Here is a 20748-nt window from a genome sequence, read left to right as displayed (position 1 = left end):
TGTATTAAACCTCGCGTTTGGCGCACATCAGCTCGGCGGTACAGACCACTTCACCATCGACGGTGGCGACACCGGTGAACTTGGCGATACCGCGACGCTCTTTCAGGAACACCACGTCCAGCACCAGCTGATCGCCGGGGCCGACCGGACGCTTGAAACGAGCGTTATCGATTGAGGCAAAGTAATAGAGTTCGTTGGGGGACGGCTTGCCCACCATGGTGAACGCCAGGATACCGGTGGCCTGCGCCATGGCTTCCAGGATCAGCACGCCAGGGAACACCGGCTTGGCCGGGAAGTGCCCCTGGAAGATCGGCTCGTTGAACGAGACGTTCTTGATGGCGCGCAGGGTTTTGCGCTCGTCGCTGATCTCGTAGCTTTCCACCTTGTCCACCATCAGGAAGGGATAACGGTGGGGCAGCAGATCCATGATTTCCTGGATACCCAGGCTCTTCTTTTCAGTAGTCAAAACAGTACCCTATACCAATCGTGATTATTCTTGATCCAGCTTCTTCTCAAGCTTGCTCAACCGCTTGTGCATCTCTTCAATACGCATCACCCGGGCGGCGGTCTTGCGCCACTCTTTATTGGTTTGCAGGGGGATGCCGGAAGAGTAGACACCGGGCTCGGTAATGGGTCGCATCACCATGGCCATGCCGGTAATGGTGGCCTGATCGCAGATCTCCATGTGCCCGTTAAAGACGGAGGCGCCGCCAATGATACAGTATTTGCCGACCTTGAGACTACCAGCCATAGTGGTCGCACCGGCCACGGCGGTGCCGTAACCGATCTCGACGTTGTGGGCGATCTGGCACTGGTTGTCGATGATGACGTTATCCGCGATGCAGGTATCTTCCAGCGCACCGCGGTCTATGGTGGTGCAGGCCCCGATCTCGACCCGATTGCCTATGGTCACGCCACCGAGCTGGGGGATCTTGATCCACTCGCCACGCTCATTGGCATAACCGAACCCATCGGCCCCGATCACTGTGCCGGATTGAACCAGACAGTCGGTGCCCATGGTGATGTTGTGATACAGGGTGACGTTGGCCCACAACCGGGAGCGTGCTCCCAGTCGGGTATTCTTGCCAACAAAACAGCCTGGGCCTATGCGCACGTCATCCCCCAGCATGACGCCGGATTCGATCACCGCATTGGCCCCGATGGCCACTCTCTCGCCCAGTTGCACGTCAGCCGCGATGACGGCGCTCGGATGGATATCCGTGGCCGGTTGCGGCGTGGTGTCCAGCAGTTGGGCTACCCGGGCAAACCCCACATAGGGATCTTTGATCACCAGGGCATTGGTGGGACAAAATGGCAAATCCGCTTCTGTAATGAGCACGGCCGTGGCCTCGCTCTGTTCCAGATAATGCCGGTACTTTTTATTGGACAGGAAGGTGATATCCCCCTCCCCGGCCTTTTCCAGTGTCGCTACCTTGCGGATTTCCAGGGTTCCGTCGCCATGGACCTGGGCCCCCAGTTGCTGGGCCAGCTGTGCGAGAGTGAATGCCATCAATTAGTTGCTCTTGCTTACCTGAGAAATAACCTGGGCAGAGATGTCCAGCTTGCTGGCGGCATACGGGGCGGCATTGCGCTCCAGCACCAGATCATAACCATTGCTCTTGGCGATGGAATCGATGGCAGCCTGTACCTTGGTCAGGATCTTGCCGCGCTCTTCGGACTGACGGCGACCGTTGTCCTGTTCGAACGCCTGACGCTTCTGGTTGAACTCCATCTGCAGCTTGGCCAGTTTCTCCTGGTTCTGCTTCTTCTGCTCGGCGCTCATGAAGGCTTCGTCCTTCTTGAACTTCTCGACCAGCGCCTGACCGTCGGATTCCAGCTTCTGCAGCTCACGCATGCGCGGCTCGAATTCACCTTTCAGCTTCTTGGAGACTGCTTCACGCTGGGGCAGCTTTTGGAATACTTCGCCCATGTCGACCACGGCGATCTTGGTCTCGGCCAAGGCGGAGCCCATGCCTGCAGCCATCAGTGCAAAACTCAAACCAGCTACTTTCAACGCTTTATTCACACTTACTCCTTGTTCCCTCATGTGAGGGCTACCTGATTTACCTGATTATGCAAGCGGCGTTAGGGCCATCTTGTTACCTGGTGAGGCACGCATACGGCGCGTCCCATCATTGAATACCCCCACCGCCTGGGTGGGGGTGTGTCCGCCCTTAGAAGGTACGGCCGATGTTGAATGAGAAGAACTCGGTGCGATCGCCCTCGTACTGCTTGAGCGGACGGGCAATCGCGAACACCAGGGGTCCCATGGGGGAGAGCCACTGCAGCGACAGACCGGCCGAGGCACGGTAGTTGGTCGGATCCGAATAATCGCTCAGATAGTTGCAACCACTGAAACAGCGATTCTTGTACTGGTCATAGTCGAAGGTGGTATCCCACACGGAACCGGCGTCGATGAAGAAGCTGGTACGCAGCTGGGGCTGATAGGTCTCTGACGCGAACGGCGTCGGCACTATCATCTCGAGGGACGCCACCGCCAGTGCGTTGCCGCCCACCGAGCTGTCGGTACCCTGGATGACGTCGTTGCCGCTCAGGTTGTAGTAATAGAGAGCCTTCGGGCCCACTGTATTGCTCTTGAAGCCGCGCAGGGTATCAAAACCACCGGCGAAATAGTTCTCGAAGAACGGCAGGACGTGGTCATAGTTGCCGTTGCTGCCATAACCATTGCCGTAGGAGGCTCGGGCCTTGGCCATCAGCACCCACTTGTGATCCGCATCGAACGGGAAGTAGTGCGCATCTTCCGCGTTCAGCTTGAAGTACTGCAGATCCATGCCCGGCACTGTCACCTTGGCGTTCACACGCTGACGGTCACCCGCGGTCGGGAACATGCCCTTGTTGAGGGTGGAACGGGTCCAGCCAGCGGTGACGTCGACGGTGTTGAACACCATGCGGTTGTCGCCATCCTTGTTCTTGCTGTACACCTTCCAGAACTCATCCACCTGCAGATAGGGGTTGGGCTGGGACAGCTTGTTGTTCTCAAGGCCGAGGCTGAAGTCGAGGCGGTTGTTCTCGTTGACCGGGAAACCACTGGAGAGGCGGAAGCCGATGGTGGTGTTCTCGTAGTCGACTATGTTGGCGTCGGCCGCACTGAACTGGTTGTAGTAGAGACGACCACCCAGGCTGACTCCGTCCACGGTGAAGTAGGGATCGTTGTAGCTGAGGTCGACGCTCTTGGAGTACTTGTTGGTGCTGGCGGAGATGCCGATCTTCTTGCCGGTCCCCATGAAGTTGTCCTGCTGCAGGCCCGCCTGCAGGCTCAGGCCCGATTCGGTACCATAACCCACGCCGGCGTTGATGGAGCCAGCTGGCTGCTCCTTGACCTTGAAGTCGAGATCGACCTGATCATCGCTGCCGGGTACCCGCTTGGTGTCCACTTCTGCGGTTTCGAAGAAGCCGAGTCGGTTGAGACGGGTCTTGGACTGCTCGACGCTGTCGGAGGAGAGCCAGGTGCCTTCCATCTGACGCATCTCGCGACGCAGCACTTCATCCTTGGTGGTGACGTTGCCGCTGAAGTTGATGTTGCGCACATAGACACGGGGACCCGGCTCTATGTTGACGATCAACTCCACTTCCTTGGTCTTGTCATTGACCTGGGGGAAGGTGACCACTTTCGGGTAGGCGTAGCCGTAACGGCCGAGGAACTTGGAGAGCACCTCTTCGGTGTGGGTTACCTGGCTGGCGGAGTAGATGCTGCCAGCTTCGATGGGGATCAACCCCTTCATCTCGCCGCCACGGTCTATCATGTCACCCTTGAGCTGAACGCCGGAGACCTTGTACTGATCCCCTTCCTTGACGTTCAGGGTCACGTAGACGCCCTTCTTGTCCGGGGTCATGGAGACCTGGGTCGACTCCTGGGCGAAGCGAATGTAGCCGCGATCCATGTAGTAGGAGCGCAGGGTCTCGATGTCGCCGGCCAGTTTCTGCTTCTGGTAACGCTGGTCGCCGGTGAAGTTCCACCAGGGCACATCGTCTTTGAGGGAGAGCTGGGCCAGCAGCTTCTCTTCCGGGAAGACGTTGTTACCGACTATGTTGATCTGCTGGATCTTGGCCGCTTCCCCTTCCACGAAGGTGAACTTGAGGTCGACCCGGTTGCGCGGCAGCGGGGTGACGATGGCCTTGACCTTGGCGGAGTACTTGCCCACACCGTAGTAGAAATCTTCCAGACCCTTCTCGAGGGAGCTCAGTACGGTGCGATCCAGCGGATCACCCACCCGAATGCCGGAGGACTCCAGGCTCTGGGTAAGCTGCTCTTCCTTGATATCCTTGTTGCCTGAAAACTCGATGCTGGAGATGGTCGGCCGCTCCTTGACCGCCACTTGCAGCACCTGACCGTCACGGTAAACCTTCACGTCCTCGAAGTTGCCGGAAGAGTAAAGCTTCTTGATGGCGTTGGCCAGGGTCACGGAATCGACGGTATCGCCAACCCGGATCGGCAGGTTCAACAGGGCGGCACCCAGCGTCACTCGCTGCAAGCCGTCGACCTGGATATCTTGCACCACAAAAGAGGCAGGGGCCGCCTGGGCCAGGAAACTGGCACCCAGCAGGCAACTCAACACCAATGCTTTTTTAACAGCCATTTTGTTCTTGTGTGTCCTTGTTGATGCTCTGGCCTCAGAGGCGAGCGAAATCATTAAACAGCGCAATGCCCATCAGTAACATCAGAATGGCGGCGCCGATCCTGAAACCCACTTCCTGAATTTTGTCTGATACCGGCTTGCCGGTGACCGCCTCGATGAAGAAGTAGACCAGATGGCCACCATCCAGCACCGGCAGGGGAAACAGGTTGATGATCCCCAAGTTGACGCTGATCAGCGCCAGAAAACCGAGGAAATAGACCAGACCGTAATCGGCACTGCTGCCTGCGCCCTTGGCAATGGAGATGGGACCGCTCAGGTTATCCAGCGAGACGATGCCACCAATCAGCTTGCCAATCATGTCAAAGGTCAGTGTGGTCAGGCTCCAAGTCTTCTGGGCTCCCTGCCACAGGGCTTGCAAAGGCCCATACTGTAACAGAATTCGATACTCATCCGGTAATGGAACCAGTTGCGGTGACAGGCCGACAAAACCGACCAGCTGGCCCCGCACTTTTTTCACATCCGGGGTCAAGGTCAGGGTCAGCTCGCTGCCCGCCCGCTCCACCACGACCGGCAATGGCTGCTCCGGTGACTGCTGCACCTGGTGCACGAACTGGGCCCACTCGGTGACCTCCTGCTCGCCCACCCGCTTGATGCGATCACCGACCTGAATGCCGGCCTTTTCGCTGGCACTCTTGGGCACAATGGCCTCGACCACGGGCAGCACCTTGCCGCCAAGGGGCACTATCCCCAGGCTGCCGATGGGTGACTCCTTGTCCGGGTCGAACTGCCAGCCGTCGAGCTGGAGGGTCTTGTCCACCGCATAGCTGGTGTTGGCCGCTTTCAGTTTGAGCTGCACGGAATCATCGCCCAGGTGGCTGATGAGGGCATAGGTCACGCTCTCCCAGTCACCGGTCGCCTTGTCGCCGACACCGACGATCTCCATGCCGGGTTCGATCCCGGCTGCCGCCACTATGGAAGCGGGACGCACCTCCCCCACCACGGGTTTAACAGCAGAGACGCCGATCATGAACATCAGCCAGAGGGCAAACAGGGCAAACACGAAGTTCGCCATAGGGCCCGCCGCCACTATGGCCATGCGTGCCCAGACACTCTTGTGGTTGAAGGCAAATTGCTCATCGCCAGGTTTGAGCTCATCGACCCGGCCATCGAGCATCTTGACGTAGCCGCCGAGCGGGATCAGCGCCAGCACATACTCGGTGCCATCCTTGCCGACCCGGCGCCAGATGGCCTTGCCAAAACCGATGGAGAAGCGCTCTACCTTGACGCCACAGCGACGGGCCACCCAGAAGTGGCCGAATTCATGAACCGCAACCAGCAACCCGAGGGCGACAATAAAGGCACCTATGTTCCACAACACGCCGCCCATCAGTCAGCCACCTCGATTTCATGCATGGTCCGATACCCAAAGGCAAGGATGAAGGCAGCACAATGCCACGAAATACCACTCATCAGCTAAGCTCCTCAATCAAATTGTGAGCACGGGCACGGGCCGCACCATCCAGCGCAATCAAATCATCCAGTGAGCCCACGGCGGAACTGCCCAGCGCCGTCATGATGGCCTCATTGACTCTGGCAATATCCATAAAACCGATCCGCTCTGCAAGGAAAGCCGCAACGGCCTCTTCATTGGCGGCATTGAGCGCCGTGGTCGCCGCCTGCCCTTGCTGGCAGGCACTCATGGCCAGTGCCAGGCAGGGATAACGCTCATAATCGGGCCGGATAAAGCTGAATTCTCCGACACTGAAGAAATCCAAAGGTTCCACCCCAGACTCAACGCGAGCCGGATAGGCAAGGGCATGGGCGATGGGGGTGCACATGTCCGGGTTGCCAAGCTGGGCCAGTACGGAGCCGTCCTTGTACTGCACCATGGAGTGGATGACGGACTGGGGATGGATCACCACCTGGATCTGCTCGGGCGCCGCATTGAACAGCCAGCGCGCCTCTATGTACTCCAGCCCCTTGTTGATCATGGTGGCGGAGTCCACCGAGATCTTGGCCCCCATGGACCAGTTCGGGTGGGCGATGGCCTGGGCCGGCGTGACATGCGCCAGTTCCTGAATGTCGGTGTAGCGGAACGGGCCGCCGGAGCCGGTCAGCAGTATCTTGCTGATGCCGGCTCCCGCCAGATCGCAGAAGCCGGGCTGACGCTGGATGGCTTCGGGCAGGCACTGGAAAATCGCGTTGTGCTCGCTGTCAATGGGCAGCAGCTCGGCGCCATGCTCGCGCACCGCCTCCATGAAGAAAGCGCCGGACATCACCAGCGCCTCTTTGTTGGCCAGCAGGATGCGCTTGCCAGCCCGCACCGCCGCCATAGTCGGTGCCAGGCCAGCGGCACCGACTATGGCCGCCATCACGCTGTGAACGTCGGGATGGGCAGCCACCTCACACAGGGCGGCCTGACCGGACAGTACCCGGGTCACGCTGCCATGGGCCTTGAGCCGGCCTGCCAGCATGGCGGCCGCGTCTTCATCCACCATGACGGCGAAACGGGGGGAGAATTCGAGACAGTCGCGCAGCATGGCATCCACGCTACGGGCCGCCGTCAGTGCCAGTACCTGCCAACGGCCCGGATTCTGCCGCAGTACCTTGAGGGTGCTCTGACCGATGGAGCCGGAAGCTCCCAGGATCACCAGGTTATGCATCAACACTCCCGACTTGTTAACAAATGAATGGAGCCGGATGCCCGCGGGATCATCAGCGAGCGAGGCATCAGAATTCCTGGCTGAGCAACAGATAGCTGAGCAGGAACACCGGCAGGGCGGCGGTCAGGCTGTCGATCCGGTCGAGAATACCACCATGACCGGGCAGCAGGGTGCCGGAATCCTTGATGCCCGCCTCCCGCTTGAACATGCTCTCGGTCAGATCGCCGAGCACGGACGCCAGCACCGCCAGCAGGGAGCAGAACAGCACTATGGCCATCTTGGCGGGCACGAAGCCCATGAACCAGGTCACGGCAACCGCCAGCAGGCTGGCGGTAAACAGGCCGCCAAACATGCCTTCAATGGTTTTACCCGGGCTGACGGCCGGCGCCAGCTTGTGTTTGCCAAAGGCCTTGCCGAAAAAGTACGCGCCAGAATCTGCCGCCCAGACCAGCCCCATGACGAACAACAGGATCCAGGCCCCCATCATGGGGTCGTGATAGAAGTTGTAACCTCGGATGGCCACCAAGGACCAGAAGAAGGGCACAAGGGTCACCAGACCGAACAGGGACTTGAGCCAGATGGACTCTTTCCACAGCTTGGCGCTCTGGGGATAACGCAATACCAGCAACAGCCCCAGCAGCCACCAGCTAACCGCGGTCCAGAGCACGCCCATCACCAGCGGATGCAAGTGCGGGGTCCACAGCTGCTCGACCGGCAGCCAGAACAGGCTGGCACCGAGCAACAGACAGAACACCAGCGGCAGCCATTGCTGCGGCTGGGCAGTAACGAAGCCACTCCACTCGCGGCTGGCCAACAGAAACACCAAAGCTGCCAACAGGGCAAAGAATTTCAACGGCAGAAAAAATAGCGCCCCCAACACCAGGGGAACCAGTAGCAAAGCGGTAATAATTCGTTGTTTTAGCAAAAGAAACCTCTCTCTTGGGAGGGGGTTTAGCCGGTCTGATGCTCGGCGATCAATTCCCGTATCTGTTCACCCGTACACCCGAAGCGACGCTCACGGGCAACGAAAGAGGCAACGGCCTCACTGAACTCGGCCTCGTTGAAATCGGGCCACAATACCGGGGTAAAATAGAGCTCGGCATAGGCGAGCTGCCATAACACAAAATTGCTGATGCGATGATCGCCACCGGTCCGGATCAACAGATCCACGGGGGGCAGGTCGGCCATGCAGACTTGCCCGGCCAGCAGGGACTCATCGATGGCATCGGCATCCAGCTCGCCCGCCGCCACGGCACGAGCCAGTTTACGGGCCGCCTGGGCGATATCCCACTGGCCACCGTAATTGGCAGCAATATTGAGGGTCAGCCCCTGGTTGTCGGCGGTCAGGGCCTCGGCCTTGGCGATCTTGGCCTGCAAGCGGTCGCTGAAGCGGGCGGTATCACCGATCACCTTGAGCCGGATCCCGTTGCTGTGCAGTTTCTTGACCTCACGGCCCAGCACGGTCAGGAACAGCTCCATCAGGGCACTGACCTCCCCCTCCGGCCGCCGCCAGTTCTCACTGGAGAAGGCAAACAGGGTCAACGCCTCTATCTTGGCGCGCGCGGCAAAGGTCACCGCCTCACGAACAGACTGCACGCCCGCCTTGTGACCATAGACCCGCATCTTGCCACGGTTCTGAGCCCAGCGTCCGTTGCCATCCATGATGATGGCCACATGACGAGGCAAGGACGAGTTGGCACAATCACCTAACGCTGCCAAAAGCGACATTCATTTCTCCCACAAAGACAAAAGCGCCGTGCAGGGGCACTACACGGCGCTCGTAATATACCTGTCAGAGACTTAGATTTCCATTAGCTCCTTTTCCTTCGCGGCCAGGGCGTCATCCACCAGCTTGATGAAGGCATCAGTGAGTTTCTGGATCTCTTCCTGGGCACGACGGTCGTCGTCTTCGGAGATCTCTTTGTCCTTGAGCAGCGCTTTCAGGTCGGCGTTGGCATCGCGACGGATGTTGCGCACGGCCACACGGGCACCTTCGGCTTCGGCACGGACGATCTTGGTCAGATCGCGGCGACGCTCCTCGGTCAGCGGCGGCAAGGGCACGCGCAGGGTCTGACCGTTGCTGGACGGGTTCAGGCCCAGATCAGAGGTCAGGATTGCCTTTTCTACCGCCTGGATCATGGAGCGGTCAAAAATGGAGATGGACAGGGTACGAGCATCTTCTGCCACCACGTTGGCCAACTGTTTCAGAGGAGTGGCAGCACCGTAATACTCAACCTGGATACCGTCGAGCAGGCTCGGGTGAGCACGGCCGGTACGGATCTTGGACATCTGGGTCTTGAGCGACTCTACGCTCTTGGCCATACGGTCCTTGGCGTCGTTTTTAATCTCGTTGATCACAGTGGTTTTCCTTTTGGCGAACGAGCCGCCACGCGGCTCGTGTCTATCATATTTATTTGCTGGCGTAATGAATAAGAGCGCCTTCCAGCCTGATCTCTTGTCTTACTTGCCGATGTGGTGGATCAGGGTGCCTTCCGGCTCACCCATGATAACCCGACGCAGCGCACCCGGTTTGTTCATGTTGAACACGCGGATCGGCAGATCATGGTCACGGGCCAGAGTAAAAGCAGCAAGATCCATCACTTTGAGTTCTTTTTCAAGAACTTCATCATAACTCAATTCATGGTACAGCACGGCATCCGGGTTCTTGACCGGGTCATCCGTGAATACGCCATCGACCTTGGTGGCCTTGAGCACCACGTCGGCTTCGATCTCGATCCCGCGCAAGCAGGCCGCGGAGTCGGTGGTAAAGAAGGGATTGCCGGTACCGGCAGAGAAGATCACTACCTTGCCGGCGCGCAGCTGGCTGATGGCCTCGGCCCAGCTATAGGAATCGCAGACGCCCTGCAGAGAGATGGCAGACATCAGACGGGCATTCACATAAGCACGATGCAGGGCATCACGCATGGCCAGACCGTTCATCACGGTGGCCAGCATACCCATGTGGTCGCCCACCACGCGGTTCATGCCCGCTTTGGCAAGACCGGCACCACGGAACAGGTTGCCGCCACCGATGACCAGACCGACCTGAACACCCAGCTCAACCAGTTCTTTGATCTCTTGGGCCATCCGCTCCAGCACCGCCGGATCAATGCCAAAACCCTCGGATCCTTGCAGGGCTTCACCACTCAACTTCAGAAGAACACGTCTGTATGCAGGCTTGGGATTGGTACTCATGTCACTGATTCCTGGTCATATAAAGACCGCGACATAAGTCGCGGTCTGGGGAAACGGAAAAACCGGTTCGGTTAGGCCTTCTGAGCGGCCGCGATTTGGGCTGCTACTTCAGCAGCGAAATCGGTCTCTTGCTTCTCGATGCCTTCGCCCACTTCGAAACGGGTGAAGGAGACAACGTCAGCGCCTTCTTTCTTCAGCAGCTCGGCAACCGTCATGGAAGGATCCTTCACGAACGGCTGACCAGTAAGGGAAACCTCACCGGTGAACTTCTTCATGCGGCCTTCAACCATCTTCTCGGCGATCTCTTTCGGCTTGCCGGAGTTGATGGCGATGTCGATCTGAATTTCGCGCTCTTTGGCAACGACTTCAGCAGACACGTCTTCAGGCTTGACGAATTGCGGGCTGTTGGCTGCAACGTGCATGGCCAGATCTTTGGCCAGCTCGGCGGAACCACCGGTCAGCTTGGTGATAACACCAATGCGGGAACCGTGAACGTAGGTGCCCAGGTTGTCACCTTCAACCAGCATCACGCGACGCAGGTTCATGTTCTCACCGATCTTGGCAATCAGGTTGGTGATGGTCAGCTCGATGGACTCACCGTTGCCGAAATCGGTCGCTTTCAGGGCGTCAACGTCAGCAATTTTCTGGGTCGCGGCGATATCGGCGATCTTCTGGCCCATTGCCATGAAGCTGGCATCTTTGGCGACGAAGTCGGTTTCGCTGTTCAGCTCGATCATGGCAGCAATGTTGCCTTCGGTACGGGCGAAAATCACGCCTTCAGCAGCGATACGGCCTGCTTTCTTGGCGGCTTTGGCCTGACCGGATTTGCGCATGTTCTCGATTGCCAGCTCGATATCACCAGCGGCTTCTTCCAGTGCTTTTTTGCAATCCATCATGCCAGCGGCGGTGCGCTCGCGCAGTTCTTTTACCAGGGCGGCAGTAACGTTAGCCATGTCCAGTATCCTCGGTCTTGAATTGACAAGAAACAGGGGCCACAAGGGCCCCTGCTAACCAATTACATCAGCTTGGTTAATAAGGGCTTTTCAGTCCTTATCAATTACTCAGCTTCAACGAAGCCATCTTGTTCGGCTTGAACAACGATGTCCTGAGCGCGAGCTTCCAGTACGGTGTCAGCAGCAGCATTCAGATACAGCTGTACGGCACGGATAGCATCGTCGTTACCCGGGATGACGTAATCAACGCCGTCCGGGTTGGAGTTGGTATCAACGATGGAAACTACCGGGATACCCAGGTTGTTGGCTTCTTTGATAGCGATGTGCTCGTGGTCGGCATCGACAACGAACAGCACGTCAGGCAGGCCGCCCATGTTCTTGATACCACCCAGGCTCTTCTCCAGCTTGTCCATTTCGCGAGTACGCATCAGCGCCTCTTTCTTGGTCAGCTTTTCGAAGGTACCGTCCTGGCTCTGGGTTTCCAGATCTTTCAGGCGCTTGATGGACTGACGAACGGTTTTCCAGTTGGTCAGCATGCCACCCAACCAGCGGTGGTTGACATAGAACTGGTCGCAACGATCAGCGGCATCTTTTACGGCTTCAGACGCGGCACGCTTGGTACCTACGAACAGTACCTTGCCTTTCTTGGCAGCTACGGAGCTGATGAAGTTCATGGCATCGTCAAACATCGGAACGGTTTTTTCCAAGTTGATGATGTGAACCTTGCTGCGGGCACCGAAGATGTAGGACTTCATTTTCGGGTTCCAGTAACGAGTCTGGTGACCGAAGTGAACGCCGGCTTGCAGCATGTCGCGCATAGAAACTTTAGCCATTTTATACCTCTGTATTGGGGTTAGGCCTCCACACATCCCATGTAACCGACCCCCAAAGGGGCACCCCGGTACAGGTGTCGATGTGTGTGTGTTATTGAGTAAGGGTGATGAAATGCGGACGCAAGTTCCCCATTCCGGCGCGCTTTATACCATAACTTTGGTCAGGACACCACCGGCTGGGGTGCTAAAAATGGATCCCTGTACTGGATGCTGGGCAGAGGATTTGACGTTGTGATGACAATCACACTGGAAGTAAACGGGGGTTGGGGATAAAATTTTGGCCTGATTGCAAACGCATCTATTTTTCATTACCTGATTGTTGGGCATCGACAGGATGCGCAGTCAGGCCCCAAGAGAGATCCCATGTCCATTAAAATCAAGACACCGGAAGAGATTGAAAAGATGCGCGTTGCCGGCCAGCTGGCCGCCGATGTGCTGATCATGATAGCCCCCCACGTCAAGGCAGGCGTCACCACCGACGAGCTGAACACCCTGTGCCACGACTATATTGTCGACGTACAGCAGGCGATCCCGGCCCCGCTCAACTACCACGGCTTCCCCAAGTCCATCTGCACCTCGGTGAACGATGTCATCTGTCACGGCATCCCCAACCACAAGAAATTGCGGGAAGGGGACATCATCAACCTGGACATCACCGTCATCAAGGATGGCTACCACGGTGACACCTCCGCCATGTTCATCGTGGGTGAGACCACACCGCTGCGTCGCCAGCTGTGCAAAGTCGCCCAGGAGAGCCTGTACGCCGCCATCAAGCAGGTGCGCCCCGGCATGTGCATCACCGAGATAGGAGCCCTGATCCAGCCCATCGTCGAGAAGGCCGGTTTCTCCGTGGTGCGCGACTACTGTGGCCACGGCATCGGCAGCGAATTCCACGAGGAACCGCAGATCCTGCACTACCGCAACGGCGGCAAGCAGGAGCTCAAGCCGGGCATGTGCTTCACCATAGAGCCCATGGTCAACAGCAAGAAGTATCACTGCCGCATCAACCCGAAAGATGGCTGGACCGTGACCACCAAGGATGGCGGCGACTCAGCCCAGTGGGAACACACCCTGCTGGTGACCGAGGATGGCTGCGAGGTGCTCACCCTGCGCCCCGATGACACCATCGACCGCGTTATCCGCCACGTTTGACATTCAACCCCGGCCACACGCCGGGGTTGATCTTTATCCGGCCAGACCGAGAGTGTGAGATGCCATGGATGCCAGCCTGCTTTCCCCCCATCTGTTACCCGACGATCAGCTCACCCGCGAGAACTGCAAAGAGTATCTGAGCCGTTTTCTCGGCTGGCTGCACGCCCGTTTCGATGCCGGTGACAACATAATAGAACTGGTGGCCACCCGCTCCGAATACATGGATGAGTTGCTGACCCGGCTGTGGCAGAAGTTCGGCTTCGACAAGACGGCGCTCACCCTGATCGCAGTAGGCGGCTATGGCCGCGGCGAGTTGCACCCCCACTCCGACATAGACCTGCTGATCCTCTATGAAGGGGAGGAGCTGGACGAGGTGCTGGGGCTGCGCATCGGCGAATTCATCACCTTGCTGTGGGATCTCAAGCTGGAGGTCGGCCAGGCGGTACGCAATGTGGCCGAATGCATAGAGCAGGGCCGCGCCGACATCACGGTCGCCACCAACCTGATCGAGGCGCGCTATATCACCGGCCGCCAGGAGGGTTTCCAGCAACTCAAGGAGGCAACCGGCCCCCAGCACTTCTGGCCGAGCGAGCAGTTCTTCCAGGCCAAGCGCGAAGAGCAGGCCCTGCGCCACCAGCAATTTCAGGGGACAGCCTACAAACTGGAGCCGGACCTCAAGAGCAATCCGGGTGGGCTACGGGACATCCAGACCCTGGCCTGGGTCGCCCGCCGCCACTTCGGCGCCACCACCTTGTTCGAGATGACCAGCCACGGCTTTCTCAACCGGGCCGAGTACCGCGAGCTGCTCGACTGCCAGAATTTCCTCTGGAAGGTGCGCTTCGCCCTGCACATGGCCATCAACAAGGGCGACAACCGCCTGCTGTTCGATCGCCAGCGCACCGTGGCCCAGATGCTGGGATTCGAGGGGGAAGGCAACAGCCCAGTCGAGCAGATGATGAAACGCTTCTATCAGACGGTGCGGCGGGTCTCGGAGCTCAACGAGATGCTGTTGCAGCTGTTTGACGAGGCTATTCTCGGCAACACCGCCATGGATGTGCGCCGCCTCTCCGACGAATTCCAGCTGCGGGGTCGCCTCATCGATGCGGTGGATTCCGAGCTGTTTGGCCGCGAGCCCGCCGCCATACTGCGGCTCTTCTACCAGATAGCCCAGCATCCGGAAATTGCCGGTATCCACTCCGCCACTCTGCGCCAGCTGCGCGAAGCGCGCCGCAAGCTCAACTGCTGGCTGCAGGACCTGCCCGAGTGCCGCCGCCTGTTCATGGCGCTGTTGCGCCACCCCAACGGCATAGGTCAGCCGCTCTCCCTGATGCACAAATACGGCATCCTCGCAGCCTATTTGCCCCAGTGGAACCTCATCGTCGGCCAGATGCAGTTCGACATGTTCCACGCCTACACGGTGGATGAGCACACCCACCGGCTGCTCAAGAACATCCACCAGTTTCCCAATCCGGCCAGCCGCCAGAGCCACCCGCTCTGCCACGAGGTGTTCACCCGGCTGCGCAAGCCGGAGCTGCTCAGCATCGCCGCCCTGTTTCACGACATCGCCAAGGGCCGGCGCGGGGATCACTCCGAACTCGGCGCCGTCGATGCGCTGGAGTTCTGCCAGCTGCACGGCCTGGATCGCTACGAGAGCCGGCTGGTCGCCTGGCTGGTGCGCCACCACCTGCTGATGTCGGTCACCGCCCAGCGCCGGGACATCTACGACCCCGAAGTGGTTACCGACTTTGCCCAGAAGGTACGCGACGAGCAGCATCTCGACCTTATCTACTGCCTGACGGTGGCCGACATCTGCGCCACCAACGACACCCTCTGGAACGACTGGAAAGGCACCCTGCTGCGCGAACTCTACTTCGCCACCCAGAAGGCGCTGCGCCAGGGGCTGGAAAACCCGCCCGACATGCGGCTGCGCATTCGCGAGAACCAGCGTCAGGCCAAGCAGATCCTGGCCCAGCGGGACGTGCTGGAAGCAGCCATCAACCAGCTGTGGAGCGACTTCAAGGCCGACTACTTCCTGCGCCACAGCCCGGAGCAGATCGCCTGGCACTGTCGCAAGATCATCGAGCATGGCGACAACCCGGCCCCGCTGGTGATCATCGGCAAGCATCCGACCCGGGGGGGCAGCGAGGTGTTCATCTATTGCCGCGACACCCCGAATCTGTTCGCCACCGTGGCCTCGGCGCTGGATCAGAAGAACCTCAACATCCACGATGCCCAGATCATGAATTCGCGCAGCGACTATGTGCTGGATACCTTCGTGGTGCTGGAGCCGAGTGGCGAGCCCATCAGCCCCAACCGCACCGCCACCATCAAGAAGGCGCTGGAGAAAGCCTTGCAGGAACCGGGCAAACTGGTGCTGCGCAACAAGCCGCTGTCGCGGCGCCACCGCCAGTTCAGCGTACCGACCCGCGCCGTTTTTCTGCCCCACAAGGGCGAAACCCGCCACACCCTGCTGGAGCTGACGGCGCTGGATACCCCAGGCCTGCTGGCCCGCATCGGTGCCGTGTTCCAACAGTGCGGCCTGTCGCTCCATGCCGCCAAGATCACCACCATAGGCGAGCGGGTGGAGGACTTCTTCAGCCTCACCACACTCGCGGGCGAACCCTTGACCCAGGACGAGCAGCTGGCACTGGAAGAGCGGCTGGTGAATCAGCTCAATCCCCAGGAGTCGGCCGACGAGGAGGGCAGCGACAAGCCGGTGAAAGGCCTCACAAGGCGCCTTTCACCATCCTGATTTATCAAGCAGAACAAATGGTTGGACCACTTGAGCACAATAAATCAGCGTTCCCGTGAAGAAACCGGCTTGAGCCCTTAAAAACAATTGGAAAAGTGTGATACAACAAACGGAATTTTTTAAAGGAAACCTGTCATGACCGAGTTGCAACAGATCATCGAAGCGGCCTTCGAGCGCCGTGATTCCATCACTCCTGGCTCAGTCGATGCCGCCACCAAGGCCGCCATCCTGCAAGCCATCGACCTGCTGGATTCCGGCAAGGCCCGTGTCGCCGAGAAGATTGCCGGCGAGTGGGTGGTACACCAGTGGTTGAAGAAAGCGGTACTGCTCTACTTCCGCATCAATGACAACGGCATCATCAAGGGCGACGATGCCCAGTACTACGACAAGGTTCCCCTCAAGTTCTCCGACTACACAGCCGAGCAGTTCAAGGAAGCGGGTGTGCGCGTGGTGCCGCCGGCAACTGCCCGCAAAGGCTCCTTCATCGCCCCCAATACCGTGCTGATGCCCTCCTATGTCAACATCGGCGCCTTCGTTGACGAAGGCACCATGGTCGACACCTGGGCCACAGTGGGCTCCTGCGCCCAGATCGGCAAGAACGTGCACCTCTCCGGCGGCGTCGGCATAGGTGGCGTACTGGAGCCGCTGCAGGCCAACCCGACCATCATCGAAGACAACTGCTTTATCGGTGCCCGCTCCGAAGTGGTTGAAGGGGTGATCGTCGAGGAAGGCTCCGTCATCTCCATGGGCGTCTTTATCGGCCAGTCCACCCGCATCTATGATCGCGAAACCGGTGAAATTCACTACGGTCGAGTACCGGCGGGTTCCGTGGTCGTCTCCGGCTCCCTGCCCTCCAAGTGCGGCAAGTACAGCCTGTACGCCGCCGTCATCGTCAAGAAGGTGGATGCCAAGACCCGTGCCAAGGTCGGCATCAACGCCCTGCTGCGCTCCATCGACGAGTGATCGACCAGCCATCATGGTAAAAGGGGCCTTTTGGGCCCCTTTTGATTTTGGCGCCCCTGTCACAGGCAAGCCACACAGACTCGGTTAAGATAGATGGGTCAGGATCGTTTCAAACCGAGGAAGCCCGATGTACGAGAATCTGAAGAGCCTGGGGATCCAGGAACCCACCTCAGTGGACAGCTATACCCTGCGCCAGGAAGCCAATCACGACATCCTCAAGATCTACTTCAAGAAACAGAAGGGCGAGTTCTTCGCCAAGAGTGTCAAATTCAAATATCCCCGCCAGCGCAAGACCATGCTGGTCGACTCGGGTACCCATGAGTACAAGGATGTCACCGAGATCAACGCCAATCTCAAGTACGTGGTGGATGAGCTGGATAACCTGACCCAAGGCGTGCATACCCAGGCCGACCCGGATATCAAGCAGAAGATACTGCGTGACCTGCGCCATCTGGAAAAAGTGGTGCAGAACAAGATCAGTGAAATAGAGCGGGATCTGGAGAAGTTGTAAGCCCGATCCGGCAGCAAAAAGGGGCGCCCGTCAGGCGCCCCTTTTCTTTGTGCGGGATCCGCATGGCATGGTCTGTTCAGCATGTGGTGGGGGCTGCAGGCCATAAGCTGCCCCGCCCCCATCCCTTTTGATCAGGATGAGCAACTCGACGGATCCGGTCCCTGCCCGCCGTCACGCTGACACTCGCCCAGCAAAAAGGGAGGCTTGCGCCTCCCTTTTCTGAACTCCAGGATTCAGGCAACTGTATCAGTTGCTCTTCATCCAGATGTCCATGTCGGTTTTCAGGTTGTCGGACTTGGTACCGAAGATGGCTTGTACGCCGGAACCAGCTACAACCACACCGGCAGCACCCAGTTTCTTCAGACCAGCCTGGTCAACCTTGGCCACGTCTTTCACGCCAACCCGCAGACGGGTGATACAGGCATCCAGAGAGGCGATGTTCTCTTTGCCACCGAAGGCAGTGACTAGGGCAGCGGACATCTCGTCCTTGCTTTGGCTGACGGTCTCTTCAGCAGTCTCGTCTTCACGGCCCGGGGTTTTCAGGTTCATGGCACGAATGACGAAGCTGAATACTACGTAGTAGATGACCGCGTAGACCAGACCCAGACCCACCAGCAGCAACATGTTGTCGGCACGGGGTGATTGCACCACGAAGTCGATGAAACCGTTGGAGAAGGTGTGACCGTGTACCACGCCCAGGGAGTTGGTCAGCACATAGGCCAGACCAGCCAGTACGGCGTGAATTGCGTACAGCACCGGAGCGATGAACAGGAAGGAGAACTCGATAGGCTCGGTGATACCGGTCAGGAAAGAGGTCAGGGCAGCAGAGGCCATGATACCAACGATCTTGGCGCGGTTTTCCGGCTTGGCGGCGTGAGCGATGGCAAACGCAGCAGCAGGCAGACCGAACATCTTGAACAGGTAGCCACCGGCCAGCTGACCGAAGCCGTTACCGGCAGCGCGGGAAGCATCGTCAGCAGTCAGGAAGCAGGTCATGATGCCGTGAACAGTTTCACCGGCGCCGTTGACACAGGTACCCGCCTGATAGAAGAAAGGTACGTTCCAGATGTGGTGCAGACCGAACGGGATCAGGGAACGCTCAACCACGCCGTAGATACCGAAGGCCAGTACCGGGTTCTGGTTGGCAGCCCAGTCGGAGAAGGCACCGATGGCAGAGCCAACTGGCGGCCAAATCACGGACAGGATCACACCCAGACCGATGGACACGAAACCTGTGATGATGGGCACGGCACGCTTGCCGGCGAAGAAGCCCAGATACTCTGGCAGCTGGATCTTGTAGAAGCGGTTGAACGCCCAGGCAGCCACACCACCGGCGAGGATACCGCCTAGTACACCGGTGTCGATCTTCTCAACACCCATCACTGGCGCCATCACAGACAAGGTGGCGGTCATGATGCCGTAGCCAACGATGGCTGACAGACCGGATACGCCGTCGTTATTGGTAAAGCCGAGGGCCACGCCCACTGCGAACAGCAGGGCCATCTGACCAAATACGGAACCACCAGCTTGCTCCATCAATTGGGAGACAATTTCTGGCAACCAGCTGAAGTGAGCGGCGCCCACCCCCAGCAGAATACCTGCAACTGGCAAGACCGATACTGGCAGCATCAGCGCCTTACCGACCTTTTGCAGATTAGAGAAAGCATTTTTAAACATGTGTGCGCTCCTGAATGAATTGTCTTCCCGTAAACGGTTCAGTCCAATTGATAGACGATCACGAGCATCATCTTCATCGGCATGAATTCGATTGGGAGTTGTTTATTTTGACCAGATGAATATAACCCAGCAGATCGGAAATTTCTTCCATCAGGCGCAAGGGAATAAAAAATTTGGAGGGGAGATCACAAGATAGTTCTGAGGGAAATTTCGGGGATGTTTCAGATATATTTTGGCATTTTCATGCTACGCCATAAATATGAAAAGTGCTGTTTCGCATTGTATTTTAACCAATCATATTAATGCCAAAAGAAACGCATTGTAACTTAATGTAACCATTTGCTGTTTTTTCTATTTTAGTCTACCGATTAAAAAGGCCTCCAACAAGGGAGGCCTCAAATAAATATTATCTTTTAAAGACTGGGCAATATTCAGCCTTTCTGTGAACGCTTGACCGCATCAATAAAGACGGATTTCGCCTTGGTCGAGCCGGCACGCTCGGCCTCATTGACCAGTTGCATCGCCTTGTCGATATCACCGGCTTTCACCGCTTTCTCGATTTGGGATTGATAGAAGGCTTCGGTCTCGGTCAGCATGGCGGGTGCGGGTTTGCTGGGCGCAGCAACGGCTGCAGCCGTCACAGTGCCAGCCGCCACGGCAGCGGTCGCCGGTGCGGCCTGGCTCATCGCCACCTTGTCTGCGTACTCAGGTTTGAAGACGGCCTCAAGCCCCTGCCCCTTGGCCATGTCGACGACTTCGATCTGCACCAGGCCCCATGGGGAGTGCGGGATCACGGGATCCTTGATATCCGGCTCGACCGTGCCATTCGCACGAGCAAACGCCTTCGAGGGATGCAATATGGTGGTACTGCCCGCCAGCTTGTTGGCCGGGGCATAGACAATCATGTAGGTTTCAGCCGCCGGGTTGCCCGGCATGCTGCGATCGACAAAGACCTTGCCTTCGATGCGATCGTTGTCCAGCAGATGGGCTGGCTGGTAGCTGAATACCGACTCGCCCAGCACGCGCGTCACCTTGAACTGGGCATCCAGCATGATGACCTGAGGCACCAGCACTGTCTTGCTCACCTGGGAGGCGACATTGATGGCCAGATTGCCGGTGTTGGCCGGCAGGCGATAAGCCGCGAAGTAGCTCATCCCCTCGTCAAACTGAAAACTGGGTTGCTTGCCATCGAGGGCCAGCAAGGTATCGCCTTCCGGCAAGGTCACATAATTGAAGTCACTGAAAGCAGTGCAGCAGCTGGTCGCCTGTGAAAGCGCCTGCTTGGCCTGTTCGGCATTACTCAGGATGGATGCGTGATCCTGCATGGGGATCAACATGCTACCGGAACAACCGGCCAACAGCGCAGTAACCACGGCTGCGATAGACATCTTTACCAGTTTCATTCTTCTTATCTCCATAACCCGGTTGCCGTTACCCGGCGAAACAAAACT

General features: G+C 58.3%; 18 protein-coding genes. 4 read left to right on the top strand and 14 right to left on the bottom strand.

All coding sequences use genetic code 11. The features are described 5' to 3' along the window. Positions 1-4: 4 nt before the first annotated feature. From fabZ to rpsB, 12 genes are all read right to left on the bottom strand, one after another. Positions 5-466, bottom strand: a complete 462-nt coding sequence (gene fabZ / locus BN1128_RS06875) for a 3-hydroxyacyl-ACP dehydratase FabZ (protein ID WP_042038166.1) — start codon at positions 464-466, stop codon at positions 5-7. Positions 467-490: 24 nt separating this feature from the next. Then, complete coding sequence (gene lpxD / locus BN1128_RS06870; protein WP_042867327.1) at positions 491-1510, bottom strand: UDP-3-O-(3-hydroxymyristoyl)glucosamine N-acyltransferase; 1020 nt, start codon at positions 1508-1510, stop codon at positions 491-493. A gap of 3 nt (positions 1511-1513) precedes the next feature. Continuing rightward, the gene (locus BN1128_RS06865) at positions 1514-2026 is read right to left on the bottom strand and encodes an OmpH/Skp family outer membrane protein (protein WP_042867201.1); all 513 of its coding nucleotides are present in this window, start codon (positions 2024-2026) and stop codon (positions 1514-1516) included. 148 nt (positions 2027-2174) lie between these two features. After that, entirely contained in the window at positions 2175-4598 is a 2424-nt protein-coding gene (gene bamA / locus BN1128_RS06860; protein ID WP_042867200.1) for an outer membrane protein assembly factor BamA, read from the bottom strand. Positions 4599-4632: 34 nt separating this feature from the next. Further along, positions 4633-5985 (bottom strand): sigma E protease regulator RseP, encoded by a 1353-nt coding sequence (gene rseP / locus BN1128_RS06855; protein ID WP_042867199.1) that lies wholly within the window; start codon positions 5983-5985, stop codon positions 4633-4635. An 82-nt stretch (positions 5986-6067) separates the two neighbouring features. After that, complete coding sequence (ispC, locus tag BN1128_RS06850; protein ID WP_042867198.1) at positions 6068-7261, bottom strand: 1-deoxy-D-xylulose-5-phosphate reductoisomerase; 1194 nt, start codon at positions 7259-7261, stop codon at positions 6068-6070. A 67-nt stretch (positions 7262-7328) separates the two neighbouring features. Beyond that, complete coding sequence (locus BN1128_RS06845) at positions 7329-8186, bottom strand: phosphatidate cytidylyltransferase (protein WP_042867197.1); 858 nt, start codon at positions 8184-8186, stop codon at positions 7329-7331. Positions 8187-8212: 26 nt separating this feature from the next. Next, the gene (uppS, locus tag BN1128_RS06840; protein WP_042867196.1) at positions 8213-8989 is read right to left on the bottom strand and encodes a polyprenyl diphosphate synthase; all 777 of its coding nucleotides are present in this window, start codon (positions 8987-8989) and stop codon (positions 8213-8215) included. A gap of 72 nt (positions 8990-9061) precedes the next feature. Next, the gene (frr, locus tag BN1128_RS06835; protein WP_042867195.1) at positions 9062-9619 is read right to left on the bottom strand and encodes a ribosome recycling factor; all 558 of its coding nucleotides are present in this window, start codon (positions 9617-9619) and stop codon (positions 9062-9064) included. A gap of 102 nt (positions 9620-9721) precedes the next feature. Beyond that, entirely contained in the window at positions 9722-10456 is a 735-nt protein-coding gene (gene pyrH, locus BN1128_RS06830; protein ID WP_042038153.1) for a UMP kinase, read from the bottom strand. A 71-nt stretch (positions 10457-10527) separates the two neighbouring features. Beyond that, entirely contained in the window at positions 10528-11409 is an 882-nt protein-coding gene (gene tsf, locus BN1128_RS06825) for a translation elongation factor Ts (RefSeq protein WP_042038148.1), read from the bottom strand. Between the two features lie 104 nt (positions 11410-11513). Then, positions 11514-12242, bottom strand: coding sequence for a 30S ribosomal protein S2 (gene rpsB, locus BN1128_RS06820; protein ID WP_042867194.1), 729 nt, complete (start codon positions 12240-12242; stop codon positions 11514-11516). A gap of 363 nt (positions 12243-12605) precedes the next feature. On the opposite strand from rpsB, the gene map reads away from it, so the two are divergent. The 4 genes from map to BN1128_RS06800 all read left to right on the top strand — a co-directional run bounded on the left by map (position 12606) and on the right by BN1128_RS06800 (position 17620). Then, a complete protein-coding gene (map, locus tag BN1128_RS06815) occupies positions 12606-13394 on the top strand; it encodes a type I methionyl aminopeptidase (RefSeq protein ID WP_042867193.1) in 789 nt (262 codons plus the stop codon). 64 nt (positions 13395-13458) lie between these two features. Further along, entirely contained in the window at positions 13459-16146 is a 2688-nt protein-coding gene (gene glnD / locus BN1128_RS06810) for a bifunctional uridylyltransferase/uridylyl-removing protein GlnD (protein WP_042867192.1), read from the top strand. Positions 16147-16281: 135 nt separating this feature from the next. Then, positions 16282-17109 carry a 2,3,4,5-tetrahydropyridine-2,6-dicarboxylate N-succinyltransferase gene (gene dapD, locus BN1128_RS06805; protein WP_042867191.1) on the top strand — a complete coding sequence of 276 codons (828 nt, stop codon included), beginning with the start codon at positions 16282-16284 and terminating at the stop codon, positions 17107-17109. 127 nt (positions 17110-17236) lie between these two features. Next, positions 17237-17620, top strand: coding sequence for a DUF3461 family protein (locus tag BN1128_RS06800; protein ID WP_042867190.1), 384 nt, complete (start codon positions 17237-17239; stop codon positions 17618-17620). 246 nt (positions 17621-17866) lie between these two features. Here the strand turns inward: BN1128_RS06800 and ptsG are convergent, their stop codons facing one another. Both ptsG and BN1128_RS06790 read right to left on the bottom strand, forming a co-directional pair. Beyond that, positions 17867-19297, bottom strand: coding sequence for a PTS glucose transporter subunit IIBC (gene ptsG, locus BN1128_RS06795; protein WP_042867189.1), 1431 nt, complete (start codon positions 19295-19297; stop codon positions 17867-17869). 431 nt (positions 19298-19728) lie between these two features. After that, positions 19729-20700 carry a MalM family protein gene (locus BN1128_RS06790; protein WP_042867188.1) on the bottom strand — a complete coding sequence of 324 codons (972 nt, stop codon included), beginning with the start codon at positions 20698-20700 and terminating at the stop codon, positions 19729-19731. Between the last annotated feature and the right edge of the window lie 48 nt (positions 20701-20748).

This window comes from Aeromonas piscicola (assembly GCF_000820005.1).
Taxonomy (GTDB): Bacteria; Pseudomonadota; Gammaproteobacteria; order Enterobacterales; family Aeromonadaceae; genus Aeromonas; species Aeromonas piscicola.
Note: the sequence above shows the minus strand (reverse complement) of the source record. Positions and strands in the feature narration are given on the sequence as shown.